The organism is Arthrobacter sp. 01T428 (assembly GCF_056398685.1).
Window position 1 is genome coordinate 35989 of record NZ_JBFTPW010000003.1, and the last position, 24674, is coordinate 60662.

At 64.9% G+C, this 24674-nt stretch carries 22 protein-coding genes and 2 riboswitches; of the genes, 7 read left to right on the forward strand and 15 right to left on the reverse strand.

Going from position 1 to position 24674, the window contains the following annotated elements:
• Window positions 1–7 precede the first annotated feature (7 nt).
• Together AC1DJB_RS05495 and AC1DJB_RS05500 are read right to left on the reverse strand one after the other, a co-directional pair.
• The gene (locus tag AC1DJB_RS05495; protein ID WP_284989633.1) at window positions 8–1921 is read right to left on the reverse strand and encodes an ABC transporter ATP-binding protein; all 1914 of its coding nucleotides are present in this window, start codon (window positions 1919–1921) and stop codon (window positions 8–10) included.
• Entirely contained in the window at window positions 1918–3588 is a 1671-nt protein-coding gene (locus AC1DJB_RS05500; protein WP_476910016.1) for an ABC-F family ATP-binding cassette domain-containing protein, read from the reverse strand. Before AC1DJB_RS05500 ends, AC1DJB_RS05495 begins: the two co-directional genes overlap by 4 nt.
• A gap of 224 nt (window positions 3589–3812) precedes the next feature.
• Here AC1DJB_RS05500 and AC1DJB_RS05505 point away from each other — a divergent pair, with 224 nt between their 5' ends.
• The 5 genes from AC1DJB_RS05505 (at window position 3813) to AC1DJB_RS05525 (ending at window position 7812) form a co-directional block, all read left to right on the forward strand.
• Window positions 3813–4538: a hypothetical protein gene (locus tag AC1DJB_RS05505; protein ID WP_476910017.1), complete on the forward strand. Its 726-nt coding sequence runs from the start codon at window positions 3813–3815 to the stop codon at window positions 4536–4538.
• Window positions 4535–5242 (forward strand): hypothetical protein, encoded by a 708-nt coding sequence (locus AC1DJB_RS05510; protein ID WP_306962973.1) that lies wholly within the window; start codon window positions 4535–4537, stop codon window positions 5240–5242. The genes AC1DJB_RS05505 and AC1DJB_RS05510 overlap by 4 nt, the downstream gene beginning before the upstream one ends.
• 256 nt (window positions 5243–5498) lie before the next feature.
• Window positions 5499–6317 (forward strand): amino acid ABC transporter substrate-binding protein, encoded by an 819-nt coding sequence (locus tag AC1DJB_RS05515; RefSeq protein ID WP_059388190.1) that lies wholly within the window; start codon window positions 5499–5501, stop codon window positions 6315–6317.
• 15 nt (window positions 6318–6332) lie between these two features.
• Window positions 6333–6998, forward strand: coding sequence for an amino acid ABC transporter permease (locus AC1DJB_RS05520; RefSeq protein WP_059388188.1), 666 nt, complete (start codon window positions 6333–6335; stop codon window positions 6996–6998).
• Window positions 6985–7812, forward strand: a complete 828-nt coding sequence (locus AC1DJB_RS05525; protein ID WP_284989628.1) for an amino acid ABC transporter ATP-binding protein — start codon at window positions 6985–6987, stop codon at window positions 7810–7812. The genes AC1DJB_RS05520 and AC1DJB_RS05525 overlap by 14 nt, the downstream gene beginning before the upstream one ends.
• A 201-nt stretch (window positions 7813–8013) precedes the next feature.
• Here the strand turns inward: AC1DJB_RS05525 and AC1DJB_RS05530 are convergent, their stop codons facing one another.
• The 10 genes from AC1DJB_RS05530 to AC1DJB_RS05575 all read right to left on the reverse strand — a co-directional run bounded on the left by AC1DJB_RS05530 (window position 8014) and on the right by AC1DJB_RS05575 (window position 20524).
• Window positions 8014–11040: an alpha-mannosidase gene (locus AC1DJB_RS05530; protein ID WP_441432765.1), complete on the reverse strand. Its 3027-nt coding sequence runs from the start codon at window positions 11038–11040 to the stop codon at window positions 8014–8016.
• A gap of 194 nt (window positions 11041–11234) precedes the next feature.
• Window positions 11235–12134: a formate dehydrogenase accessory sulfurtransferase FdhD gene (fdhD, locus tag AC1DJB_RS05535; protein WP_476910018.1), complete on the reverse strand. Its 900-nt coding sequence runs from the start codon at window positions 12132–12134 to the stop codon at window positions 11235–11237.
• 1 nt (window position 12135) lies between these two features.
• The gene (locus tag AC1DJB_RS05540) at window positions 12136–14472 is read right to left on the reverse strand and encodes an FdhF/YdeP family oxidoreductase (protein ID WP_284989625.1); all 2337 of its coding nucleotides are present in this window, start codon (window positions 14470–14472) and stop codon (window positions 12136–12138) included.
• Between the two features lie 62 nt (window positions 14473–14534).
• Window positions 14535–15860, reverse strand: a complete 1326-nt coding sequence (locus AC1DJB_RS05545; protein WP_441432763.1) for a molybdopterin molybdotransferase MoeA — start codon at window positions 15858–15860, stop codon at window positions 14535–14537.
• Window positions 15857–16144: a DUF6457 domain-containing protein gene (locus tag AC1DJB_RS05550; protein ID WP_307052769.1), complete on the reverse strand. Its 288-nt coding sequence runs from the start codon at window positions 16142–16144 to the stop codon at window positions 15857–15859. Before AC1DJB_RS05550 ends, AC1DJB_RS05545 begins: the two co-directional genes overlap by 4 nt.
• Before the next feature lie 31 nt (window positions 16145–16175).
• Window positions 16176–16805: a molybdenum cofactor guanylyltransferase gene (gene mobA, locus AC1DJB_RS05555; RefSeq protein ID WP_441432762.1), complete on the reverse strand. Its 630-nt coding sequence runs from the start codon at window positions 16803–16805 to the stop codon at window positions 16176–16178.
• Window positions 16806–16842: 37 nt separating this feature from the next.
• The gene (locus AC1DJB_RS05560; protein WP_028266173.1) at window positions 16843–17343 is read right to left on the reverse strand and encodes an HNH endonuclease; all 501 of its coding nucleotides are present in this window, start codon (window positions 17341–17343) and stop codon (window positions 16843–16845) included.
• A gap of 249 nt (window positions 17344–17592) precedes the next feature.
• Window positions 17593–18357 (reverse strand): NlpC/P60 family protein, encoded by a 765-nt coding sequence (locus AC1DJB_RS05565; RefSeq protein WP_059388194.1) that lies wholly within the window; start codon window positions 18355–18357, stop codon window positions 17593–17595.
• Window positions 18358–18362: 5 nt separating this feature from the next.
• Window positions 18363–18529, reverse strand: a riboswitch (cyclic di-AMP (ydaO/yuaA leader).
• Window positions 18530–18674: 145 nt separating this feature from the next.
• Entirely contained in the window at window positions 18675–19493 is an 819-nt protein-coding gene (locus AC1DJB_RS05570; protein ID WP_441432761.1) for a M23 family metallopeptidase, read from the reverse strand.
• A 2-nt stretch (window positions 19494–19495) separates the two neighbouring features.
• Window positions 19496–19703: riboswitch (cyclic di-AMP (ydaO/yuaA leader) on the reverse strand.
• 125 nt (window positions 19704–19828) lie between these two features.
• Window positions 19829–20524 (reverse strand): iron-dependent transcriptional repressor DtxR, encoded by a 696-nt coding sequence (locus tag AC1DJB_RS05575; protein ID WP_059388195.1) that lies wholly within the window; start codon window positions 20522–20524, stop codon window positions 19829–19831.
• A 272-nt stretch (window positions 20525–20796) separates the two neighbouring features.
• On the opposite strand from AC1DJB_RS05575, the gene serC reads away from it, so the two are divergent.
• Window positions 20797–21927, forward strand: a complete 1131-nt coding sequence (serC, locus tag AC1DJB_RS05580) for a phosphoserine transaminase (RefSeq protein WP_284989620.1) — start codon at window positions 20797–20799, stop codon at window positions 21925–21927.
• 21 nt (window positions 21928–21948) lie between these two features.
• Here serC and AC1DJB_RS05585 read toward each other — a convergent pair whose 3' ends face one another.
• The 3 genes from AC1DJB_RS05585 to AC1DJB_RS05595 are packed head-to-tail and all read right to left on the reverse strand — an operon-like array spanning window position 21949 to window position 24213.
• Window positions 21949–23289, reverse strand: a complete 1341-nt coding sequence (locus tag AC1DJB_RS05585; protein WP_441432760.1) for an MFS transporter — start codon at window positions 23287–23289, stop codon at window positions 21949–21951.
• Window positions 23290–23333: 44 nt separating this feature from the next.
• Window positions 23334–23822 carry a DUF3027 domain-containing protein gene (locus AC1DJB_RS05590; protein ID WP_441432759.1) on the reverse strand — a complete coding sequence of 163 codons (489 nt, stop codon included), beginning with the start codon at window positions 23820–23822 and terminating at the stop codon, window positions 23334–23336.
• 7 nt (window positions 23823–23829) lie between these two features.
• A complete protein-coding gene (locus tag AC1DJB_RS05595) occupies window positions 23830–24213 on the reverse strand; it encodes a cold-shock protein (RefSeq protein ID WP_059388199.1) in 384 nt (127 codons plus the stop codon).
• A 244-nt stretch (window positions 24214–24457) separates the two neighbouring features.
• On the opposite strand from AC1DJB_RS05595, the gene AC1DJB_RS05600 reads away from it, so the two are divergent.
• Entirely contained in the window at window positions 24458–24673 is a 216-nt protein-coding gene (locus AC1DJB_RS05600; protein WP_059388200.1) for a hypothetical protein, read from the forward strand.
• Window position 24674 lies beyond the last annotated feature (1 nt).

Below are 24674 nucleotides of genomic sequence, written 5' to 3' on the forward strand. Positions count from 1 at the left end.
ACCGCGCCTACAGCTCCGGAACAGCTTCCTGTGCCACAGCCGTCGCCTCAGCGAACTGAGTGTTGTACAACTCTGCGTAGCGCCCGTCTGCGGCGAGGAGCTCTGCGTGCGTGCCGCGCTCAATGATCGATCCGTCCTCCACCACCAGGATCACGTCGGCGGCCCGGATGGTGGAGAGCCGGTGGGCGATCACGACGGCGGTGCGTCCCTCGAGTGCCTCGCCCAAGGCCGCCTGGACCGCGGCTTCGCTGGTGGAATCCAAGGCTGCCGTTGCTTCGTCGAGGATGACGACCCTGGGTTGGGCGATGAGGAGGCGTGCGATGGTGAGCCGCTGGCGTTCTCCTCCGGAAAGGCGGTAGCCGCGCTCCCCCACCACGGTCTCCAGGCCATCCGGCAAGGAACGGACCATCGCTTCGAGCCTGGCGCGCCGGAGCACGTCCCACATTTCCTCGTCCGTCGCTCCCGGCCGGGCCAACCGCAAGTTGGAGGCGATGCTTTCATGGAAGAGGTGGCCGTCCTGCGTGACCATGCCCAGGGTCGCCCGGAGGGAATCGAACGTTGCGTCCCGGATATCCAGGCCGGTACCTCGCCCATGCCCGCCCAATCGCACGGCGCCGGAGTCGACGTCGTACAGCCGGGACAGCAGCTGGGCCACGGTGGACTTGCCCGCGCCGGAGGACCCCACGAGCGCAACGGTCTGCCCGGGCTCCACGCGGAAGCTGATTCCGTGCAGGACCTCCTCGCCGCCGCGGGTGTCAAGCGTCGCCACTTCCTCCAGCGAGGCAAGGGACACCTTGTCTGCGGACGGGTAGGCGAAGCGGACGTCGTCGAACTCCACCGCAACAGGGCCCGAAGGCACCGCGACGGCGTCGGGCTTCTCCTGGATGAGCGGCTTGAGGTCCAGGATCTCGAAGACCCGCTCGAAGCTGACCAGCGCGCTCATGACCTCAACGTGGGCACTCGACAGCGCGGTGAGCGGCGCATACAGGCGGGTAAGCAGCAGCGCCAGTACGACGACGTCGCCCGCGGCCAGCTGCCCGCTCAGCGCAAGCCAACCGCCCAGTCCGTAAACGAGTGCGAGGGCCAGGGCGGAAACGAGGGTCAGTGCGGTGATGAACGTGAACTGCAACATGGCGGTGCGGACGCCGATGTCACGCACACGGCCGGCGCGCAGGGCGAACTCGGCGGACTCTTCGTCCGGGCGGCCGAACAGTTTGACGAGCGTGGCGCCGGGTGCGGAGAACCGCTCCGTCATTTGGGTTCCCATGGCCGCGTTGTGGGACGCGGCTTCACGACGGAGGTCGGCCAGCTTGGAGCCCATGCGGCGTGCGGGAATGAGGAAGATCGGCAGCAGCACCATCGCGAGGACGGTGACGAGCCAGGACGTGTTGAGCATGACAATGAGGGTCAGCGCCAAGGACACGACGTTGCTGACTACACCGGAGAGAGTGCCCGCGAACGCCGACTGGGCTCCGATGACGTCGTTGTTGAGCCGGCTGACGAGGGCTCCGGTACGGGTCCGGGTAAAGAAGGCGATGGGCATGCGCTGCACATGGTCGAACACCCGCGTCCGCAGGTCGACGATCACGCCTTCGCCGATCACGGAAGACAGCCACCGGGTCAGTAGTCCCACTCCGGCGTCGGCGACGGCCACGGCAGCGATGAGCGCGGCCAGCCCGACCACGACGTCCACGCCCGCATGGGCGATGATCGCGTTCACCACTTTGCCGGCCAGCACCGGGGTGGCCACGGCAAGGAACGCACCAGCGATGGAGGCCAGCACGAAGGCGATCAGCTTGTTGCGGTGCGGTTTCGCGAAAGCGAGCACGCGCCGGATGGTTTCCCGCGAGAACGGCTGGGAGCCGCTCTTGGCACGGGTGATGTTGTAGAGCGAGCGCCAGGCGACGCCATCCATGCTCATGGCTTGTGATTCCCCATTCCGGAAGTGTGGTGCAGTTCGGTCACGGTGCCGTTGTCAAGGTGCCAGCGGGAATCGAGCCGGACGTTTTCGAGCAAGCGGCGGTCGTGCGTGACCAGCAGGAGCGCGCCTTCGTAGCCGTCAAGCGCATCCTCGAGCTGTTCGATCGCCGGCAGGTCGAGGTGGTTGGTGGGTTCGTCCAGGACAAGCAGGTTGACGCCGCGGGCCTGCAGCAGCGCGAGCGCCGCGCGCGTGCGTTCGCCCGGGGACAAGGAATCCACGGTCCGGGAGGTGTGGTCCGCCTTGAGGCCGAACTTGGCCAGCAGGGTACGCACATCCGCGGAGTTCCAGTCGACCAGGACAGATTCGACGGCGTCTGCCAGGGTAAGGTGCCCAGCCAGCAGTCCGCGGGCTTGGTCGATCTCGCCGATCGCCACGGATGCACCCATGGAGGCATCTCCGGCGTCGGGCTGTTGAATCCCGAGCAACAGCCGCAGGAGGGTGGACTTTCCCGCGCCGTTGGGTCCCGTGATGCCAATGCGTTCGCCGGCGTTGAGCTGGAGGTTGACGGGTCCCAGCGTGAAGTCGCCCTGGTGTGCCACGACGTCGCGCAAGGTTGCGACGACGGAGCTGGAGCGCGGAGCCTGGCCGATGCTGAACTGCAGCTGCCATTCCTTGCGCGGCTCTTCCACCTCGTCGAGCCGGGCGATGCGGGATTCCATCTGCCGGACTTTCTGGGCCTGCTTTTCCGAAGACTCAACGCTCGCGGCCCTGCGGATTTTGTCGTTGTCCGGGCTCTTCTTCATGGCGTTGCGGACGCCCTGCGAGCTCCATTCGCGCTGCGTCCGGGCCCGGGACACGAGATCCGCCTTGGTGTTGGCGAATTCCTCGTAGCGTTCGCGGGCGTGCCGCCTTGCTACCGCCCGCTCTTCGAGGAAGGAATCGTAGCCGCCGTCGTAGACGGCCACGCTGTTCTGGGCCAGGTCCAGTTCCAGCACCTTGGTGATGCAGCGCGCCAGGAACTCGCGGTCATGCGAGACCAGCACCGCGCCGCCTCGAAGGCCTTGGACGAACGATTCAAGCCGGGCCAGTCCGTCGAGGTCCAGGTCATTGGTGGGTTCGTCGAGCAGCACGACGTCGAAGCGGCTCAGCAGGAGCGCAGCCAAGGCAACGCGGGCGGCTTGCCCGCCGGACAGGCCCGTCATAAGCGCATCGGGACCCGATTCGAGGCCAAGTTCCGCCAGCACCGCGGGGATCCGGTCTTCCAGGTCCGCGGCACCCGATGCCATCCAGCGGTCAAAAGCCAGGGAGTACGCGTCGTCGGCCTCCGCGGTTCCGGCTGCGAGCCCCTCGGCTCCGGCCTCCATCTCCTCAGTGGCCTGGGCGCAACCAGTGCGGCGGGCAATGTAGGCGGCGACGGTTTCGCCTGGGGTGCGTTCGTGTTCCTGGGGCAGCCAGCCGACAAAGGCGTCGCTCGGAGCGAGGCTGACCGTGCCCTCCTGGGGACGGTCGGCTCCCGCGAGGATGCGCAGCWGGGTGGATTTCCCGGCGCCGTTGGCGCCGACGACGCCCACGACGTCTCCTGGCGCGACGGTGAGGGAGAGCTTCGAGAACAAGGTGCGGTGACCGTGGCCGCCGGAGAGCTCTTTGGCGACAAGCGTTGCAGTCATTGGTCTATCCTCTCACTGCTCCGCTCCTGAGCGGAAAGGCCGGCCACGCGAAAGGGCGGCCGTGCGAATACCCTGCCGTCCGAAAGACCGGGGCATGGAAGAACCCGCTGGTCCGTACTTGGGGGGTGTGCGGACCAGCGGGTTCGAGAATCAAGCATAATTCAATGTGCCTGCATCGTAAAATCGACTTCGCAGACCTGAAACCGTCTAGCAGAAAGTGGTTCATGTCCCTCCCCTCCAAGGCGTTCCAACGCTGGCTGCACGGGATCGCCCCGAACACCAGCACGGCCGATGTCTGCCGCTTTTCGGGAGTGAAACGCACCACACTGGCCCAGCAATTGGTTCGCGGCAAGGTGGCCGAGAGTTCGCTCGTGAGCATCAGCCGGGCCTTCGACATGAATCCCTTCGATGCTTTGGCACAATTCGAGGCCTACGCGGCGCTTCGGGGAACCCCGGTTCCCCCCACTGATGCGGAACTCGTCAGCCAGGTGTCCACCATGGATCTGCTGCGTGCGGTCGTCGAGCGCTCCGATCCCGGCGAGGGCGTCCCGCCCCTGGTCCTGGCGGAGACCCCGCACGGTAGTTCAGTCAGGAACTGGGTGGACGCGATCGACGACGGCGAGCTGCGCCACCGGGTGAGCGGCTCCACCGGGATCGCACCGCAGAACTTTTCCGCGCACCTGACCGCCAACCGGCTGCCCCCGGAACTGGCCTTGGCAACGTCCCGGGCGGCCGGCGTCGGACCGGCCGGAGGCCTCGTGGCCAGCGGCCTCGTCACCGAGGCCGAGGCAGGATGGCCCCCCGGGGCGCGGGGGGACGCCCTGGACAGGATGACGGACGGCGAACTGGCCCTGCTGGCCGGAGAGCGGCTGCAGGCCCTGGGCAAGGCCCTGCGCCGCCATGAGCACGAGCTCGACCACAGCAACAGAATCTGGGAGAACCTGGGATGACCACCGTGTTGGCGTGGGCTACGCTCTCCATTTGCCTCATTTTGACGGCCATTCGCATCCCCAGCGCCGTTCGGGGCGAGAACCGCATGATGTTCGTCTTGTTCGCACTGATTTCCCTCGACATCCTTCTCAGCATCGAGGGTCCCTATGTGCTGATTGACGGGTGGCTGGGCAACTTCAACCTCGGCAACCTGCTGCTCCGGTTCCTGCTCTACGGAACGTTCCTGCTCATGGGCATCAAGGTGGCCAGGGCCTTTGGCTCAGCTGGCGGAGAACGCGCCATCCGCGGGCCGATCGGCTTGGCCGTTTTGGGAGCAACCGCGGTCCTCACGGCCTTCTTCTTCTTCTCGATGGACACCCGGGACTCCACGGTTGGCCTGAATGACCTTGACCCTGGGCCGGCCCTTGATCTGTATGCGGCCTTGGGCAGGTTCTACCCGGGCTACGTTGCCGTATGCCTCATCCCGGGCATCTGGCGATCGGTCCGAGGTTCGGGTCCCGTTCTGCTCCGGGCCGCCTCAGCGACACTGCTCCTGGGCCTTGCCTTGCTAACGGTTTCACAGGTCTTTCCGCTCATCCCGCCAACGAATACGTGGCTGCGGCCTCTCATCAATTACTCTGCCGCTTTGGCCACTGCACTTGGCCTGGGAGGCATCTGGCTGTCCAAAACCGTTGCCAGCCGGACTAGCCGCACGGTAATTTAAAAACATACCGCGTAACCTCTTTCATAAATCCATTATATCGTGCCATAATTATGAATGTGTGAAGGCGACGCAGCCTGACCTTTGAATCAATGAACGGGTTTCCAAGGTTCGTGGCGCGTGCGGGAGCACTTTTGGGGGGATGAGTGGTGGCGGGCTGTTGGGGACCGCCCCCACTCAGCCTTTTTAAGCGTCCTCCCGTGTACGCCGGACACCGCCCGAAGCACCCCAGTCCGGTCCCGTGACTAAGATGGCTTTCATGAAGAGCCTGCCCACCCGCCGCACAGCACTGTCCGCAACCCTGGCCGCCGTCGCGCTGGCACTGACCGCTTGCGGCGGTGGTTCCTCGCCGTCGTCGACGTCGGGTGGAGATACCTCGCTGTCCGCCATCAAGTCCAAGGGCGAGATCGTTATTGCCACGGAAGGCACCTACCGGCCGTTCAGCTTCCACGAGAACGGGGCCGGTCCGCTCACGGGCTTCGACGTCGAGATCGCCCAGGCCGTCGCTGCCAAGCTCGGAGTGAAGGCGACCTTCCAGGAAACCCAGTTCGATGGCATCTTCGCGGGTCTTGATTCCAAGCGCTTCGACATGATCGCCAACCAGATCTCCATCAACCCCGAACGCACGGCCAAGTACGATTTCTCGGCGCCGTACACGATCTCCAATGGCGTCGTCGTGACCAAGTCGGACAACAACTCCATCAACAGCTTCGCCGATCTCAAAGGCAAGACCACCGCGCAGTCGCTGACCAGCAACTTCTACAAGATGGCAGTTGACGCAGGCGCCAACGTGCAGTCCGTCGAAGGCTGGGCGCAAGCCGCAACCCTGGTCCGCCAAGGCCGCGTCGACGCAACCGTCAACGACAAGCTGACCTACCTCGACTACGCCAAGAGCACTCCGGACTCCGGCTTGAAGATCGCCGCGGAGACCACCGACAAGACGCAAAGCGCCATGGTCTTCCGCAAGGGATCCGCCGAACTCAAAGCCGCGGTCGACAAAGCGCTCACGGACCTTCAGGCCGATGGCACCCTCGCCAAGATCTCCCAGAAGTACTTCGGCGCAGACGTTACCAAGTAGCCGGCGGCCAATCAGATGACCTTCAACTGGGACCTCGTCTGGAGTTCCTTCGGGCCAATCGTCGGGGGCGCCGTCACAGGAACCATCCCCCTCACCCTGGCTTCGTTCGCCATTGGCCTGGCGTTGGCGCTCCTCGTTGCCCTCTTGCGCTTGAGCCCCAACAGGCTGCTCTCCGGCGTCGCACGCTTCTATGTCTCAGTGATCCGTGGGACTCCCCTGCTGGTGCAGTTGTTCGTGATCTTCTACGGTCTCCCGAGCATCGGCGTGAAGCTGGAGCCGTGGCCGAGCGCCATCATCGCGTTTTCGCTCAATGTGGGCGGCTACGCGGCCGAGGTCATCCGAGCCGCGATCCTGTCGGTGCCCAAGGGCCAGTGGGAGGCCGGGCACACCATCGGAATGTCGCGTCCGCAGACGCTCGTGCGGATCATCCTCCCGCAAGCGGCCAGGGTCTCGGTACCTCCACTGTCCAACACCTTCATTTCCCTCGTGAAGGACACCTCGCTGGCTTCGCTCATCCTGGTCACCGAGCTTTTCCGCAACGCCCAGCAGATCGCCGCATTCAGCCAGGAATTCATGATCCTGTACCTCGAGTCCGCCCTGGTTTACTGGGTCATTTGCCTCGTCCTCTCCACGGGCCAGTCCGCCCTGGAGCGCAGATTGGACCGTTATGTCGCCCACTGAGCCCAGCAACGCCCCCCACGGGAACTCCGGGCTGGTGCTGTCTGCCCGGGACCTCGCCAAAGCCTTCGGCAGCAACAAGGTGCTGCGCGGAATCGACATCGACGTCAGGCGCGGCCAGGTGGTCGCGTTGATCGGGCCGTCCGGTTCGGGAAAGACCACCGTCCTGCGCTCACTTAACGGCCTCGAAGTGCCCGACGCCGGAACGGTCACCTTCGGGGACGCCGACGCGGGGACGGTCCGGGGCTCCGGCGCAGGACTGACCCTCGATTTCGCGGGCAGCGTGGGCAAGCGGGAGATCGCCGCCCTCCGGGATCGCAGTGCCATGGTGTTCCAGCACTACAACCTGTTCCCGCACATGACGGTGCTCAAGAACATCATCGAGGGACCGCTCCAGGTCCAGAAGCGTCCACGGGCGGAAGTGGTCGCGGAGGCCGAGCGGCTCCTGGCCCGGGTGGGCCTCGCGGACAAACGAGACGCCTACCCCTTCGAGCTGTCAGGCGGCCAGCAACAACGGGTGGGAATCGTGCGCGCCCTCGCCCTCAAGCCGCAGTTGCTGCTCTTTGACGAACCCACCTCGGCGTTGGACCCGGAACTGGTGGGCGAAGTGCTCGGTGTCATCAAGGAACTTGCCGACGAAGGCTGGACCATGGTGATCGTGACGCACGAGCTCGCCTTTGCCCGCCAGGTTGCCGACGAAGTCATCTTCATGGACGGCGGCGTAGTGGTGGAGCGCGGACCAGCAGCGGATGTCTTGCGCGAGCCGCGGGAGGAACGCACCAAGCAATTCGTCAAGCGCCTCCAGCACGACGTCTGACCCCCAACTGATCCCCACCGCCACCCTCGCCTCGCAAGTCCCCACCGGCTCCCAGCCTTCGCAAGCTCAGGCCGGGGCCCTCGCCGGTGTGGCCCCACGGCCAGGGAACCCTGGCGGCGTGGGCCCAGCATTTGTTGTCGTTTTGGGCCTCCAAAACGACATCTACTGCGAGCTAGTTGGGTGGGCCGGGCACGCAACCGTCTAGCGGCTGAAACGCAAGGTCACCAGCTGGAACGGGCGCAGGGTCAGTTCGGCAGCTCCCGCTCCGGGCTTCACTCCGGGAGCCTCGACGGGACGTTCCAACAGGTCCACGGATTGCACCATCCGGGATTCGAAGTTGGCTGTGATGAGGCCCGTGGAGCGTTCTCCCAGAGATTCGTAAAGCCGCACGATGACGTCTCCGGAGCCGTCCTCGGCAAGCTTGACGGCCTCGATGACCAACGCTTGGTTGAACAGCGTGAAAAGCGGCTCAACGGGGTTCGCCCCTGCCAGCAACCTCGGTTTGAGATTGGTCCGGTAGCCCTCTTCCACGGCCCCGCCGATGCTGGCGCCGGGCCGGATGCTCAGATCCAGGACGTGAACCCCAAGGTCGGCTTGGGGGTCCGGGAACTTGGGCGCCCGCAGCAGTGACACACGCACATTGGTGGTGGTTCCGCCGTCGTCACGGATGGTCCGGGTGACGTCGTGCCCGTAACTTGAGGCATTGGAGATTGCGACTCCATAACCCGGCTCCGCCACGTGGATCCAGCGGTGGGCGCAGAATTCGAACTTGGCGGCTTCCCAGGACGTGTTCGTGTGCGTAGCCCGGAAGACATGCCCGAATTGGGTCTCCGAGGCGGAACGGTCCGCACGGACATCCAGCGGGAAACCGATCTTGAGCAGTTTCTCGTGTTCCTGCCAGTCCACCGTGGTGGAAATGCCGAGGGATTCCGCGCCCGCTTCGAGGGAAATGCGCTGCGTGATGGTGGAGGAGCCCACCGTCCGCTCCACCACGACGACGACGTCCCAGCCTGCACGTTCCAGCGTCACCGATCGCGCGTCGACCACCGGGACGACGTTCCGGCGATAGAACTCGTCGATGTCCCAGGCATCCCATTCGTTCGGCGTATCCCGGTGGAGCTCAAGGTGGTTGCCGAACGTCCCGGGCGCAATGGCTTCCCGGCCCGTTGCGTAATCGGAGAGGGAGGTCAGCAATCCATTGGCGTCCAGCACCGCCCGGATGATGCCGTTGTCCAAAACATAACCGCCGGCGCGCTCTGTGACACTGACTGGACTATCCGAGTGGACCGGCTCGGCAGCGGCGAGCGCCGGAACACCGTTGCGCTCGTGCGGCGCGGCATTGAGCAGGAACGTGGTGTCTCCCTCGCCCAGAACGGCTGACGCGGCACCCGCTATGATGCCTTCCAACTCCCGGGCGATCGCGGCATAGTTCCGCTCCGCATCCTGGTGGACCCACGCGATGGAACTGCCCGGCAGGATGTCGTGGAACTGCTGCAGGAGTACAAGCCGCCACAACCGCTTGAGGTCCGCCGCGGGATAGGTGAACGAACCCGCAGTCCGTACTGCCGCCGTCGAGCACCAAAGCTCGGCCTCGCGCAGCAGGTGTTCCGAGCGGCGGTTGCCTTGTTTGGTATTGGCCTGGCTCGTGTACGTCCCCCTGTGCAGCTCAAGGTACATCTCCCCTACCCAGACCGGGAGGTTGTGGTACTCGGCCTCGGCCTGGGTGAAGAACTCCTTCGCGGTTCCCATGCGCACCTTCGGCGAGCCTTCGAGGTCCGCCGTCCGGTGGGCGGCGGCAACCATTTCGCGCGTGGGTCCGCCACCGCCGTCGCCGTAACCGAAGGGGACCAGCGAAATGGTGCCGCGGCCATGCTCCCGGTAGTTGCGCTGGGCATGGGCCAGTTCGCGGCCGTGGAGCTCGGAGTTGTAAGTGTCCACGGGCGGGAAGTGGGTGAAAAGCCGCGTGCCGTCGATGCCCTCCCAGTTGAAGGTGTGGTGCGGCATCTTGTTGACTTGGTTCCAGGAGATCTTCTGGGTCAGGAACCACCGGGAACCAGCGGACTTGACGATCTGGGGGAGGGCCCCGGAATATCCGAAGGAGTCAGGCAGCCAGGCCTCCTGGCAGTCGATCCCGAACTCCTGCAGGAAGAAGCTCTTGCCCTCGACGAATTGGCGGGCCATTGCCTCGCCACCGGGCATATTGGTGTCGGATTCCACCCACATGCCGCCAACCGGCACGAATTGCCCGGCCTTCACCTTCTCCCGGATCCGGATGAACAGCTCAGGATAGAACTCCTTCATCCATGCCAATTGCTGCGCCGAGGAGCAGGAGAAGACGAAATCGGGGTTCTCATCCATGAGGGCCACAACGTTGGAGAAGGTGCGGGCGCATTTGCGGATGGTTTCCCGGACCGGCCATAGCCAGGCCGAGTCAATATGGGCGTGGCCAGTGGCCAGAAGTTCGTGGGCCGAGGCGTAAGCGGGCCGGCTCAAGACCTCGGCGAGGGCTTCCCTGCCGGCGGCTGCGGTACCGGCAACATCGTCCGGGTCCATGATGTCCAGCATGCGCTCGAAGGCGCGGAGGATCTCATGCCGCCGCGGCAGTTCGAAGGGCAGTTCGTGCATCAGCCCGCTAAGGGTCCAGATGTCCTGGTGGAGCTCCCAGACCACCTCGTTGAGTTCGGCGATGGCTATGCGTCCGAGCCGGTAGCGGGGCTCGTCTCCGGAGGTGGACTTGTCCCCGAGCGGGGTTGCCGCGAAGGTCCAGCTTTGGCTGAGATCCGGATTGGCCGCGGCTTCCACGTAGAAGTCCACCGAGAGTCCGCCACCCAGAAGCTTCAGCGGGACATGCTGGTTGCGCGGAGAGATGGCCTTGATGATGGTGCCGTCCGGGCGCCAGGCGATGCCCTCGCACTGGAATCCGGGTGCGTCGATGCTGAACCCGAGATCGACGACGATCTCCACCGTGGTGCCATCGGCGACTCCCCACCCCTCCGGGACCTCGCCCCGAAGCCGCAGCCACTTGGTGCTCCAGGCCTTGCCCCACGCGGCACCGTGTTCCTGGGGCTCAAAGACCTGGCGGAGTGCTTCCGAGACCGGAACCGGCTCCCCCGGGGCATCCCAGCTGCTCAGTTCAAGAGGCAGCGCACGGCCATAGATGGCGGGAGCTATCCGCTCCCGGACAAAACGTTCGAGCCGCTTCTCAGTGATCCGGCGGTCGTCGTGCAATTGAGGTCCCCTTTGGCGGTGGGCTGGGTTGATTGCTTCCTTACCGTTATGAGCAGCCTAGTAGGCAGGTCACTGTCCGGAGGAACCAGATTCCATTCGATGGATAAAATCTACGTCGTTCCCGAACAATAGCCAAGTGATTGGCGGCTATCCCTGCAGGTCCCTACTCCCCACCGGCTCCCGCCTTCGCAAGCTCAGGCCGGGGCCCTCGCCGGCGTGGGCCCCCCACCGGCTCCCGCCGGAACTCCGACCCGGTCGCTGCCCGCGTAGACGTTCAAGCTGGTCCCCCGGCTGAAGCCCACCAGCGTCAGGCCGGTCTCCTGTGCTAGCTCCACTGCGAGGCTGGAGGGTGCGCTGACGGCGGCCAGGACCGGGATCCCTGCGAGCGCCGCCTTCTGGACCAGCTCGAAGGATGCCCTCCCGGAGACCTGCAGGACGGTGCCGCGCAGGGGCAGCATTCCTTCGCGCAGCGCCCAGCCCACCACTTTGTCCACCGCATTGTGCCTCCCCACGTCTTCCCGCAGGCACAGCAGCTCGGCAGCACCGTCGTCGTGGATCCGGAAGAGTCCGGCGGCGTGTACTCCCCCGGTTTTGTCGAAGACCGCCTGTGCTTCACGGAGACGGTCAGGCAGCGCGGCCAGAACCTCCACCGGGACATTCAGGGGGTCGTCCTCGGGGCTGAAGTGTGAGGATTTACGCACTGCCTCGATGGAGTCAGTGCCGCAGATCCCGCACGAGCTGGAGGTGTAGACGTTGCGCCCGGTCTCCGGCAGGACGACGTCGGGACGCAACTGGGCTTCCACCACGTTGAAGGTCTGAACGCCGTTCTCGTCCTCGCCGGCACAGAAGCGCAGGGAAATGAGCTGGGCCGGGTCCCAAATAACACCCTCGGAGACCAGGAAGCCCGCCACGAGGTCGAAGTCGTCGCCAGGGGTCCGCATGGTCACCGAGAAGGACATGTGCCCCAAACGCACCTCGAGCGGTTCCTCGACGGCCAGGAAGTCCTCGCGGTAGCGGACCGGGTGCTCCAGGGCCTGGGCGGAGCCGTCCAGGACGAATTTGTGCACCTTGCGGCGCTGGGTCACCCGTCCCATCTCAGCTACCCACCTTCCCGGCGGGTTCCGCATGCCCGGCGGCTTCCCCGTGTCTGACGAACCGCACCGTCATGGCCTTGTAGCCGGGGGTATTGGATTCACGGGCAACGAGCTCCCGGTGGACCAGGGCGTTGGCCTCGGGGAAGTACGCGGCGGCGCAACCCTTGGCCGTTGGGTAGGCAACCAGCCGGAACTTGTCCGCCCGGCGCTCCGTTCCGCGGAAAGTGGAGATGACGTCCACCATGTCCCTGTCTTCGAAGCCGAGTTCGCCGAGATCGTCCTCGTGGACCAGTATCACGCGGCGGCCTTCGGAAATGCCCCGGTATCGGTCGTCGAGCCCGTAAAACGTGGTGTTGTACTGGTCATGGCTGCGGACTGTCTGCAGGATCAGGTGGCCGGCAGGGGCTTCGAGGTACTCCAGTGGGCTCACGGTGAATCGTGCCTTGCCGATGTCCGTGGCGAACGTGCGGGTGTCGCGTGGCGGGTTCGGCAGCACGAAGCCGTTCTTGGTCCGCACCCGCGCGTTGAAGTCCTCGAAGCCGGGGATCACCCTGGAGATGTGGTCGCGAATGACGTCGTAGTCTTCGGCCATGGCCCGCCAATCCACGGGGTGGTTGTCCCCGAGGACCGCCTGCGCCATGCGTGCGACGATGACGGGTTCGCTAAGCAAATGCTCCGAAATCGGAGTCAACCGGCCCTGCGTGGAGTGGATGACGGACATGGAGTCTTCAACGGAGAGGATCTGCCGTCCGCCCGGGTGTTTGTCGTCCGTGTCCGTGCGGCCCAGGGTGGGCAGGATCAGGGAGGTCTTGCCGTGTACAACATGGGCGCGGTTGGGCTTGGTGGAGATATGGACCGTCAGCCCGGCTTTCTTGAGCCCTTCCTCCAGGGCGACGGTGTCCGAACCTGCCGCGGCGAAGTTGCCGCCCATGGAAACGAAGACGTCCACCTCGCCCTTCTCCAAGGCGTGCTGGGTTTCCACGGAGTCGTATCCGTGGACCCGCGGTGTGGTGAATCCAAACTCTTTGTCCAAGGCTGCCAGGAAGCCTTCGGACGGTTTCTCCCAGATGCCCATCGTGCGGTCGCCCTGTACGTTGGAGTGGCCGCGCACGGGGCAGGCGCCGGCACCGCGTTTGCCGAAGTTCCCCTGCAAGAGCAGCAGGTTGATGATTTCCCGCAAGGTGTCCACGGAGTGCGGCTGCTGGGTGAGGCCCAGCGCCCAGCAAATGATGGTGCCCTTTGAGGCGGCGAGCATGCCGGCCACCTTGGTGATTTCGATGCGGCTCAGGCCCGTGGCGCGTTCCGTCTCTGCCCAGTCCAGGGTAGCCCGGGCTTCGGCGTAGGCCTCGAAACCGTCGGTCTGCGCCTCGATGAAGGCGCGATCAACCACGGTTCCAGGCTTCCGCTTCTCCTCCTCCAACAGGAGATGGCCCAGCGCTTGGAACAAGGCAAGGTCGCCACCCACCTTGATCTGGAGGAATTCATCGGCGATGTCCGTGCCGCCGCCCACCACGCCGTTGAGCGACTGGGGGTCCTTGAAGTTCAGGAGCCCGGCTTCCGGCAATGGATTGACGGCTACGACCTTGCCGCCGTTGTTCTTGCAATCACGCAGGGCTGAGAGCATGCGCGGATGGTTCGTGCCGGGGTTCTGCCCCACAACGAACACCAACTGAGCTTCATGGATGTCTTCCAGGGAGACAGTGCCCTTGCCGATGCCGATGGTCGGGTTGAGGGCGCTTCCGGAAGACTCGTGGCACATGTTCGAACAATCGGGCAGGTTGTTCGTGCCCAGGCTGCGGGCGAACAGCTGGTACATGAAGGCTGTCTCGTTGGCCGTGCGCCCCGAGGTGTAAAAAACGCAGCGGTCCGGCGTGGTGGCATTCACGTGCTCGCCGATCAGGGCGAAAGCATCCGTCCAGCTGATCGGCGAATAGTGCGTCTCGCCAGGGCGGATGACGACGGGCTCGGCAATGCGGCCTTGGCTGCCGAGCCAGTATTCGGTCTTGTCCCCAAGCTCGGCCAGGGAGTGCCGGGCCCAGAACTCCGCGTCGACCACGCGTGTGGTGCTCTCCTCGGCGATTGCCTTGGCCCCGTTTTCGCAGAACTCGGCGGGACTGCGTTTGCCCGTGATGGACTCCGGCCAGGCGCAGCCGGGACAATCGAAACCGTCCCGCTGGTTGACGCGGAGCATTGACTTGACGGTCCGGCCGACACCCGCTTGGGACCAGCCCCGTTCCAATGCCACGGTGACAGCTTTGACGCCCGCCGCGGAGCGCTTGGGTGGGTGGATCTGGAGGTCATCTTCATTGATGTCCTGCTCGGGAGCATGCCTGTTCATGTCCCCATCATTGCAAGGCCTGACTCTCTAATCCACCCGCGTCCATCCCGCACCTGAAACTCTCAGCCCGTCAGGGCGCTCCAGTCCACCGGACCGGACGAAACCTTCCGTGCTGGCTTGGCAGGAGTCTTCTTGGCCTTGTCCTCCGGTGGCTTCGGCCGGGGAAGCGGCGGCCCCCACGGCAATGGAAAAGCTGGCACTGCCTCTCCAAGTTGTACGCCGTGCGGCGGCACCACCATGATTCCGTCCGCACTGGCGAGGCCGCGCATCATCCCGGGCCCCGCGTGCTGGGCCGGCGACGCCAAGCCGTACACAAACCTGAAGGGAAACAAGCGCGTGCGCCCGGGATCGGCGTCGAGCATTGCACCGCAAGGAACCTCGCCCACCTCGGGCAGTGTTCCGTGACCCAGACCCGCGAGGAGCGGCGCGCCGATCGTGAAGAGGACCATCATGGCCGCGAGCGGATTGCCTGGGAGGCCCAGCACGAAGCGACCGTCCGGCAACTCGGCCAAAACGCCGGGATGTCCCGGACGCATCGCAATTCCATCAATCAGCAAGCGGCCACCCAGCTCCGCAATGGCCCGACGGAAGTGGTCCGTCCCCGAACGGCCGGTACCCCCGGTGGTGATGACGACGTCGGCGGGTGGCGCGTCCGGCGACAGCTCACCTTCCTCAAGGGCCGAGAGCCATTCGTCATAGGAGTCGCCCACCTTGATTTGCTCGCCGCGAATGCCGCCAAGGAGCTCGACGACGGCGCCAAGCTGGGGACCGAAAGTATCCCTCACGCGCCCGGGGGCCGGGACACCCGCGGTCACCACCTCGGCGCCGGTCAGCACCATTTTCACGAGGGGCTTGCCCAGGACGTCCAGTTCATCACGTCCGGCCAGGGCGGCCAGGGCGAGATGGGCCGGGTTCAGGACGACGCCTGATTTGATCAGCAGCTCGCCCGCCGCGGCTTCTTCTCCCGCGTCGCGGATGTGTTGCCCGTTGCGCGGTTCGCCGGGCTTCGCGTTCCCGCCGAGCGCGAGCAGTGGTAAGCCGTCTTCGTCCGTGGTCAGGACCCCGCTCTCCCTCCGCAGAACGGCCTTGGCCCCGGGCGGGATCAGGCCACCCGTGGCGATCGGGCTGGCTTGGTGCGGTGCCAGCCGATGGCCGGGTTCGGCGAGGATCCATGGACCGCTGCCGTTGACTGCCCAGCCATCCATCGCGGAGGACGCGTAGTGCGGCAGGTCCTGCAAGGCGTGGACATCCGAGGCCAGGGTCCTGCCGATGGCGTCCTTCAGGGCAACGGGTGCGGCGGGAATGGGCGTGGCGCTATCGAAGGCAAGTTGCCGCGCCTCGGCCCACAAGTGGTCGGCATGCGGGACATGCCCGGGGGCTTCCGTCATCCGGCGTCGGTTCCGGGGTTCGTATAGTCCTTCGCGAGCGTGCGTGCCAGGCCCAGGGCTGCATCCATCGACGCAGATTGAGTGGCTTGTCCCGAGCCCGAGGCAAGCCCGGCCGCAAAGCCCGCAATGAAGGTTGTCAAAGGAGCCGCCGGCCGGACCACCGAATGGGCTGCAACGCCCGCCAGGGACAGGATCTCGTTGATGTCGATCTCGACGTCGTCCAACTCATACGCTTGCAGCAGGCTCCTGCACCATTCCTCGAGCGTTTCTTCCTGGCTCTTCACGATCCGCCTCCACTGTCCGGTACAGCTGTTGTCACGGCAGGTCGCCGTCCACTCCAAGCGCCGCGGCGTCATCCCAGGTATCCACGTCATCGGTGGACCCTGCGGGGACAGGCACGGCCTGCAGATCAAGCCTAGCAAGCAGGCGGAAAACCGCGGCGTTGACCAGGCCACGTTCTTCTCCGGCAGCTTGCACTTCGCGCTGCAAAGCAGATACGCGGTAGATCCCGAGCAGCGGCTGCTTCCTACCGTCGCCGGATACGGACATGGCCCCGTCCGTGTCCTGGTGGCCTGCAACTTCCCGGAGCAGGACCGGAACCGCGGCGGCGGCCAGGGGCATATCGCAGGCCAGGACGAGAACCCAGGGCGCGTGCTTCGTGGACGGCTCCTCGCCGTCTTGCGTTTCGCCTCCGTGCCCCAGGGCGAGGAGTCCGGCGGCGATCGCGGCTGCGGGTCCGGCGAAGGGCGGCTCCTCCCGCGCGGTCAATGTGCCGTCCGGCAGAGTGCCGGGATCCGGGCCGACGACGACGACGCTTCCCGCACCGCGTGCGGCCGCCACGGCGCGCTCAAGGAGTGTGGCGCCGTCGTATCTCAACTGGGCTTTGGGCACGCCGCCGAGGCGGGAGGACTTGCCACCCGCCAATATCACCGCATCAAAGTCCACCCGCCCAGATTACCCGGGAAGCGGGCTCAATTCCGGTTCAGGCCGCCGACTCGGGCAGGAGGAAGGGATCCCATGCGGGCGCAGGTTTCTCAAGCTCCTTGATTTGCCAGATAGTCCCGGTGGGCGCCGCCGGAGTGAACCTCAGTTTCCAGCCCATCTCGGCTGGGGTGTGGTCACTCTTGGCGTTGTTGCAGCGCAAGCACGCTGCCACCAGGTTTTCCCAGGAATCCGCGCCGCCCCTGGATTTGGGGTGGACGTGGTCAATGGTGTGCGCTGCTTTCCCGCAGTAGGCGCAACGGTGACCGTCACGGCGCAAGACGCCGCGGCGTGTGACCGCCGTGATGGTGTTGTACCTTGGCCGGATGTAGCGATTGAGCAGAATCACGGAAGGACGTCCGAGAATCTCTTGTGGCCCGACGACAGGCTCGTCGCCTTCGGCCACTACGCTCGCTTTTCCGGTGAGCACAAGGACCAGCGCCCGGCGGAAGGTTACTACCGCCAGCGGTTCATATCCAGCATTCAGAACGAGTGTGCGCATGCACGTACCTCTTCACGGCCGCACCCGTCAGGGGCGCGAGGGCCGGCTGCCCTCTGCATGTACGGGCTGTGGATCGACAACCTAAGAGTAAACACCAGAAGGCCAGATCAACGAATCCATGCGGCGGTTCCAGCGCAGTGTCGGTCAAAGTTCATGTGCCGGACACGTAAGCGCACGCTCGTTAAAACAGGACATCCCCACCGGCGGACCAGCGGGGATGTTCCAGTGAAGCTATGTAACCGGGGCTATTTAGCCACCAACGCGGATGAAGACGGGGCCGGAGCCGACATTGACGCTGTAAAGGGCGGTGGTGCCACCGTTCCAGCCGCCGTGGACTGCCATGCCGTTGCCGACGTAAACAGCGATGTGGGCCATGCCCATGCCACCGTTCTGGTAGTAGACCAGGTCTCCCGGCTGCGCTTCAGCAGCGCTGACCGTACGGCCAAGGGAGAGGTAGTCTGCCGGCCAGCCGTGGAAGTTGATGCCAACAGCGGCCAGGGAGTTCGAGGCCAGGGCAGTGCAGTCCTGGGCAACGCCAAGCTGAGCGTAAGCTGCGGCAGCAATCGCTGCGCCCTTGCCGCTGGCAACCTTCGTGGCGGGCGAAACAGCAGCGGTCACAGAAAGCGTCGAGGAGCCGGTAGCGGCACCCGTGGCAGCCTGCGAAGCCGGAGCGGCTTCCTGGGTGGCAACCGGAGCTGCGACAACCGGAGCAGCTTCGGTGGAAACCACCGGGCGTTCGTACTTGATGGCGACGGAGGAGTCGGCCGAAATGCTGGCTTGGGCGATGGACTGGACTTCCAGGGCGGAGGTCGAAGTGGACTCGCGGGGAACGTTGGTTTCTGCAGCGTTGGCTGCGATACCGCTAGTGAGCACCAGACCGGAAGCAGCTGCGATAACGGCTGCCTGACGGCCTACGCCACCGGCGTTGCTGCCGACAGTCTTAGCGATAACGGCAAGCGAGTTGGTCTTGGTGACCGCGGCACGGTGGCGCGCAACAGTAGAGCGTGAAGACACGTTAAGAGGCCTCTCCCTATGCCCGCGAGGTAAGCTGTCGGATTCGGATGGGAGTCATCCGGCCACACTCCTCCCTCTCGGAAGTCGTGCGACTTAACCCCAAGGCCATCGGTGAAGATGACCAAAAGTGGGTCCCCCGCCTCTGCCAGACGATGTTTTGCGAACGGAACCTCGGGCAGTGGCAGAGCTAGGCAATCCACCCGAGTGCATCAACTCTCTAAAAGTTGATGCGAGTTAGACGGTACATGAGTTTTGGCTGAATGTCACATTCAGGTCACGGAGCGTGACAAGCATGCGAGAGACTTCCATCGGATTGGCTACAGCCAGCCCAGGGGGTCAACGACGTCGCCGTTGACCATGACTTCAAAGTGGAGGTGGCAGCCCGTGGAGGCGCCCGTAGTGCCGCTCAATGCGATGACATCGCCTCGGCCAACCGTTTGGCCCACCTGGACGTTGAACGACGACAAATGGTTGTACGTGGTTTCCAGGCCGTTGCCATGGTCCACCACAATGCGGTTTCCGCCGCCATACGGATGCCAGCCGGCGAAGGTGACCTTGCCGGCCGCGGCAGCATGGACCTGGGTGCCGCACTGGGCCACGAAGTCCTGGCCGCGGTGGAACTCCCCCAAACCGCCCGTGATGGGATTCACGCGGTAGCCGAAAGGCGAGGCCGTGGTCAGGGTGTCCAGGGGCGCCCCCAGGGTGCCCTTGGAGGACGAGGTCTTGATGGTGCCGACGGACTGTGCGCTCAAGAGCTGCTTGAGCTTGCTGTCCGGATCCGCAGTGGTTGACACTGCGGCACGGCTGAAGTCGATCGTGGCGCTTGCCGCGGCAGGAATCTCGGGCTGGGTGCCCACAGCCGAGGCGGCCTGGCTTGAATCCGCCGTGGCCGTCATGGCGCCGGTGCCCGGCATAGCGACTGTCAGGATGAGGCCCGTCGTGGCGAGGGCCACTCCGGCCTTCTGTCCCGCTCCGCTCGCGGCGGCGAATTCGGCCATCTGCCGCAAAGGACCCTTGCGGCGGCGAAGTTCGCGATGGGGATCGCGCGGCCGCTCGTGCTCGACGGCGCTTGTGCCCCGCAGCTCAGCAGTAGGACCGGACGCGCGCCTGCGGCCCCTGGTGTTCTGCGTGGTCAAGGTTTTCCTCTCTGGCAAGCCTGCGAAGTTAGCTGTCGGATTCGGGCCAGAGAGATCGTGGACCCGGTCCGCGCGAAGGGCACGAAACGCAAGGTACCCGGAGGGGCCTTGCGTTGTTTGCACTTCCGCTACGGACTTCACCCCAAGGCCGTCTTTCGACAGCCGATGGTGGTTCCTCCGTTTCTGCCAGTGAATGGACTAATCCACCTGATCCGCTGGCAGAACTCGGCTTCGGATCAGGTAACGCTTTGGTATCGGCGCCAGTATTTAACTATAGGGGATTAAGCCCCACGGTAATAATTTCGTTATCTTTGCGGGCGACCCCGCCGGGCCGGCTAGGCGACCGTGACAAACACGTGCGAGGCAACCTCAGGCGGCAGCTCCAGCGCGCCCTCGATATTAGGCACGCGAACGGAGATGTACTCCCCCACGCGCTCCAGGGACACCCTGGCGCCCGGGCGGATTCCGCCCTCGTCCAGCTGGACCAGAAGTTCCGGTTCCACCTGGATCGGTTCAGCCAGCCGGCTGACGGTGACCCGGTTTTCAGGTGAATATTCGTTCATCGCGTCAAGAAGGTTGACCACGCCATCCGTAAAGGCGTGGGACGCGGCTCCACCCAGCGCTTCGAGTCCGGGAATGGGGTTGCCATAGGGCGATTCCGTGGGGTGGTCCAGCAATTCATAGAGCCGTCGTTCCACGCGCTCACTCATGACATGCTCCCAACGGCACGCTTCATCGTGCACGTAGGCCCAGTCCAGTCCAATGACATCTGCCAGGAGCCGTTCGGCGAGCCGGTGCTTGCGCATGACCTCGGTGGCGCGTTTCCGGCCCGTTTCAGTCAGCTCAAGGTGCCGGTCGTTGGACACAATCACCAGGCCGTCGCGCTCCATCCGCCCGATCGTCTGGGAAACGGTGGGGCCGGAGTGCCGCAAGCGCTCGGCGATGCGGGCGCGAAGAGCCACGATGTTCTCTTCTTCAAGCTCCAAAATGGTCCGAAGATACATCTCAGTGGTATCGATCAGATCCGTCATCCAGCTCAGCTCCTCGAGCGCAGTATCTTGCGTATTTTCGCCAGCTCCAAGCTTAGCTTATTTGGAATTACTCCGGATAATTCCGGCGCTTGTCCACCGCCCGGTCCGCCGTCCTCTCCTGAGCCGGCGGAACGATGGGTTTCCACGTGGCGGACTATGACACCTTCGGTTCTGCCCCCGCCTGCGGTGTCAGGCAGAATTGGGGAGTCGAAGGGGCAGCTTGCCACCTGCCACGACCCATCTAGGCCGCTACTTCACCATTGGAGCATCCCGTGAGCGACAACAGCATCACCATCCCCGCCGATTTGCTGCCCAAGGACGGCCGCTTCGGCGCCGGGCCCTCCAAGGTCCGCCCGGAGCAGATCGAGGCCCTCTCCGCCGCCTCGACAACGATCCTCGGCACCTCCCACCGCCAAGCACCCGTCAAGAACCTGGTGGGCTCCGTCCGCGAGGGACTTAGCCAGTTCTTCCGTGCGCCCGAGGGCTACGAGGTGATCCTCGGCGTCGGAGGCTCCACCGCGTTCTGGGACGTCGCCAGCTTCGGCCTGGTCGAGAAGAAGGCCCAGCACCTCTCTTTCGGTGAGTTCGGTTCCAAGTTCGCTTCGGCGACCAACAAGGCACCGTTCCTTGAAGCTTCCTCCATCATCACGTCCGAGCCTGGTACCCGGCCGGTTTCCCAGGCCGAAGCAGGCGTGGACGTATACGCGTGGCCACAGAACGAAACCTCGACGGGTGTCGCCGCTCCGGTCAAGCGGGTTCAAGGCAGCGACGACGGCGCCTTGGTCCTGGTGGATGCGACGTCCGCAGCCGGCGGCCTGGATGTTGATGTTGCCGAAGCCGACGTCTACTACTTCGCCCCGCAAAAGAACTTTGCGTCCGACGGAGGCCTGTGGCTCGGCCTCTTCTCCCCCGCCGCCTTGGAGCGCGCCGCCCGTATCAAGGCAAGCGGCCGCTGGATCCCCGATTTCCTCGACCTGCAGACGGCCATCGACAACTCGAAGCTCAACCAGACCTACAACACGCCGTCCCTGTCCACCTTGGTGACATTGGATGCCCAGGTCCAGTGGCTCAACAAGAACGGTGGCCTGGATTTCGCTTCCGGACGCACCGCGGACTCCGCAAGCCGTATCTACAGCTGGGCAGAGGCTTCCGAGTACGCCACCCCGTTCGTGGCAAAGGCCGAGGACCGCTCCAACGTCATTGCCACGATCGATTTCGATGACTCGATCGACGCCGCGGCCATCGCCAAGGTGCTCCGCGCCAACGGGATCGTGGACACGGAGCCCTACCGCAAGCTGGGCCGCAACCAGCTGCGCATCGCTACCTTCGTTGCCATCGAGCCGGACGACGTCTCCGCATTGCTCGCCAGCATCGACTTCGTGGTGGGCGAACTGAAGAAGTAAGGGCCTGCCGCATTCCCGCGGTCAAGGCTGGTCAGCGTCGTCCGGGTGGGGATCCCGGGCGGCGCTGTCCCTTTTAACGGCGTCCCTATTAGCTGGACCCGCGCTTTGGGACTCAATCCGGAAGAACCGCATCCCGCCGGCGCTGCGGTCGAAGCGGAGCCGCAGCTGGCGCGCGCGGATGATCCACACGATGCCGACGACGGCGGTACTGGCGCCCGCGGCAGCGGCCACTCCCACTGCCCACCGGGGTCCGGCGACGTTGGACACCCAGCCGACGAACGGTGCACCGATGGGCGTTCCACCCATGAAAATGGCCATGTAGAGTGCCATGACCCTGCCGCGCATGACGGGTTCCGTGGTGGACTGCACGTAGCCGTTGGCGCTCGTGATCATGGTCAGGGCAAACAGTCCGCAGGGAATCAATGCCAAGGCGAACATGGTGTAGTTCGGCGCCAGGGCGGCCAGTCCGCTCGCGAGGCCGAACCCGCCCGCCGCCGCGAAGATGAGCCGCATGCGTGGCCTCCCTCGCCGGGCGGAAAGCAATGCTCCTGCGACGGAGCCGATCGCCATGACCGAGTTGAGCAGCCCGAATGCCCCCGCGTCCATGCCGAACTCCGTGCCGACCATGGCCGCGATGAAGAGGACGAAGTTCAGTCCGAACGTGCCCATGATGAAGATCGCGACGAGGACAACCACAATGTCCGGGCGGTTGCGGACGTAGCGAAGCCCTTCACGGATGCGTCCCTTGCCTGCGGCGGCCCGGGGTTGGACGCGCAAGGAGGAAAGCGGAATGGCCCGGATCGCGCCAAGCATCGCGAGGAAGGTCAGGGTATTGATCATGAATACCCAGCCCGGCCCCACGGCCACCGTCAACACGCCGGCCACCGCGGGACCGATCATGCGGGCGACGTTGAAGGATGCGCTGTTCAACGCGACAGCGTTGGAAAGATAGTCGTCCTTGACCAGCTCGGACACGAACGTCTGGCGGACGGGGGCGTCAAGTGCCGAGACGACGCCAAGCAAGAGCGCGAACACGTAGACATGCCACAACTGGGCCGCACCGCTTAGGACCAGGAGTCCCAAGCCCGTGCTCAGGACCGCCATGGCCGATTGCGTCATGACGAGGAGCCTGCGCCGGCTGTAGCGGTCGGCAAGCAGTCCGGCCCACGGCGCCAGGAAAAGCTGTGGACCCAGTTGGAGGGCCAAGGTCACGCCCATCGCACCGGCATCGTGGTTGCTCAGATGGGCGAAGACCAGCCAGTCCTGGGCAGTCCGTTGCATCCACGTGCCGATATTGGAAACGAGCGCACCGATGAACCAAATGCGGTAGTTAAGGACACCGAGCGATTTGAAGGTGGACATCAGTTGCCACCTTCACGAAATTCACTCGCCGGGTCCGCCAAGGGCTAGTCAGCCTCGATGTCGTCGGGGTCGTCGCTCTCTTGTTCGTCACCCGGGGCGGCGACGTCCTCACGGGAAGGGTCGCCGTCGTCGTCCGCGTCAACGGGGACGCCGGCTTCCTCCGCCTCCTCGGCCGCGGTAGCCTCGTCCTCCGGACGGACGCGCTTTGCCCAAGGCACCCATTCAGGAGCGAGGATGGAGTCCTCGGACGGCAGCAAGCCAAGCTCGCTGACGGTGACCACTTTGGAGCGCGAGTTGCGGGTCACGACGGCGTACCACTGCCATCCGCCGTACCCGGCCAGCCGCGATTCGAACAGGTGCGTGACGACGCGTTCGCCTTCCGAGCGCGCGGCAATATGCGGCCCGATTTCTGCCGGCTTGGCAATGGTCTCCACCGCATTGCGGGCGACGTCGACGGCGGCCGCAAGGAAAGCGTCCGGCTTGCCGACGCGCCACACAGGAATGCCGGTGCGGGGTTTCGCCGTTGATGTCATGGCAGGTTTAGGCTTCCAGCTCGTCGGCAACCTTGCGCAGGGCTGCTGCGATGGCTTTGCCCTTGGCGCCTTCAGGGTACTTGCCGGCGGACAACGTGCCGGAGAGGTTGTCCAGTACAGATACGAGATCCTGGACTACCGGAGCGAGCTCGCGGGCGTTCATGCGCTTGGCCTTGGCGATGGAAGGCAACTTGTCCAGGACCCGGAGGCCCAGCGCCTGGGCGCCCCGGCGACCGTCGGCGACGCCGAACTCAACCCGGGTTCCTGCCTTGAGATCCGCTACGCCTTCGGGCAGTGCGGATTTGGGCAGAAACACTTCCTGGCCGTCCTCTGCTGCGAGGAATCCGAAGCCTTTTTCCTTGTCATACCACTTGACCTTGCCGGTGGGCACGTAATCAACCTTCTTCGTTCTTACTTGCGAGACACAGCCGGCACGCCACCGCATCCGCAGGAGACTGCGGGAATAGGGGTGACTGCCTGGACCATGTTGGTCTATTGCTTCAAGGTTATCCTGCCCGGCCACCGATTCGCGCTTTGAGACCCCCGCAGGCAGGTCCCGCCGCCTTTTGCCCGCGGCCAGGCTGCACCCTTGCCTGGAACAGGGGATGCCGCCCGGGACTGTTAGCGTTGCTTCCATGATTCCCCACGACTTCCGCCGCCCGCTCACGATCGTTGCCGCCGTCGTCGCAGTCCTGTCCCTGGCTTCCGTAGCCGCCGTCATGGGGATCGCTTTCGCCAACGGAGTGGCACCGGTGTGGGTCACGTCCACCGCTCTCTACGGGCTGCCGCTCGCCTTTATTTTGATGGCCGCGCTGGTGGTGGACGCTGTGTGGGCGCGGCGTCGGCAATGAG

Bases quoted from the DNA above. Each gene is read 5' to 3' on its own strand.
- AC1DJB_RS05495 (WP_284989633.1), bottom strand. From the start codon at position 1,921: ATGAGCATGGATGGCGTCGCCTGGCGCTCGCTCTACAACATCACCCGT.
- AC1DJB_RS05505 (WP_476910017.1), top strand. From the start codon at position 3,813: ATGTCCCTCCCCTCCAAGGCGTTCCAACGCTGGCTGCACGGGATCGCC.
- AC1DJB_RS05510 (WP_306962973.1), top strand. From the start codon at position 4,535: ATGACCACCGTGTTGGCGTGGGCTACGCTCTCCATTTGCCTCATTTTG.
- AC1DJB_RS05515 (WP_059388190.1), top strand. From the start codon at position 5,499: ATGAAGAGCCTGCCCACCCGCCGCACAGCACTGTCCGCAACCCTGGCC.
- AC1DJB_RS05520 (WP_059388188.1), top strand. From the start codon at position 6,333: ATGACCTTCAACTGGGACCTCGTCTGGAGTTCCTTCGGGCCAATCGTC.
- AC1DJB_RS05525 (WP_284989628.1), top strand. From the start codon at position 6,985: ATGTCGCCCACTGAGCCCAGCAACGCCCCCCACGGGAACTCCGGGCTG.
- fdhD (WP_476910018.1), bottom strand. From the start codon at position 12,134: ATGGGACGGGTGACCCAGCGCCGCAAGGTGCACAAATTCGTCCTGGAC.
- AC1DJB_RS05540 (WP_284989625.1), bottom strand. From the start codon at position 14,472: ATGAACAGGCATGCTCCCGAGCAGGACATCAATGAAGATGACCTCCAG.
- AC1DJB_RS05545 (WP_441432763.1), bottom strand. From the start codon at position 15,860: ATGACGGAAGCCCCCGGGCATGTCCCGCATGCCGACCACTTGTGGGCC.
- AC1DJB_RS05560 (WP_028266173.1), bottom strand. From the start codon at position 17,343: ATGCGCACACTCGTTCTGAATGCTGGATATGAACCGCTGGCGGTAGTA.
- AC1DJB_RS05575 (WP_059388195.1), bottom strand. From the start codon at position 20,524: ATGACGGATCTGATCGATACCACTGAGATGTATCTTCGGACCATTTTG.
- AC1DJB_RS05585 (WP_441432760.1), bottom strand. From the start codon at position 23,289: ATGTCCACCTTCAAATCGCTCGGTGTCCTTAACTACCGCATTTGGTTC.
- AC1DJB_RS05590 (WP_441432759.1), bottom strand. From the start codon at position 23,822: ATGACATCAACGGCGAAACCCCGCACCGGCATTCCTGTGTGGCGCGTC.
- AC1DJB_RS05600 (WP_059388200.1), top strand. From the start codon at position 24,458: ATGATTCCCCACGACTTCCGCCGCCCGCTCACGATCGTTGCCGCCGTC.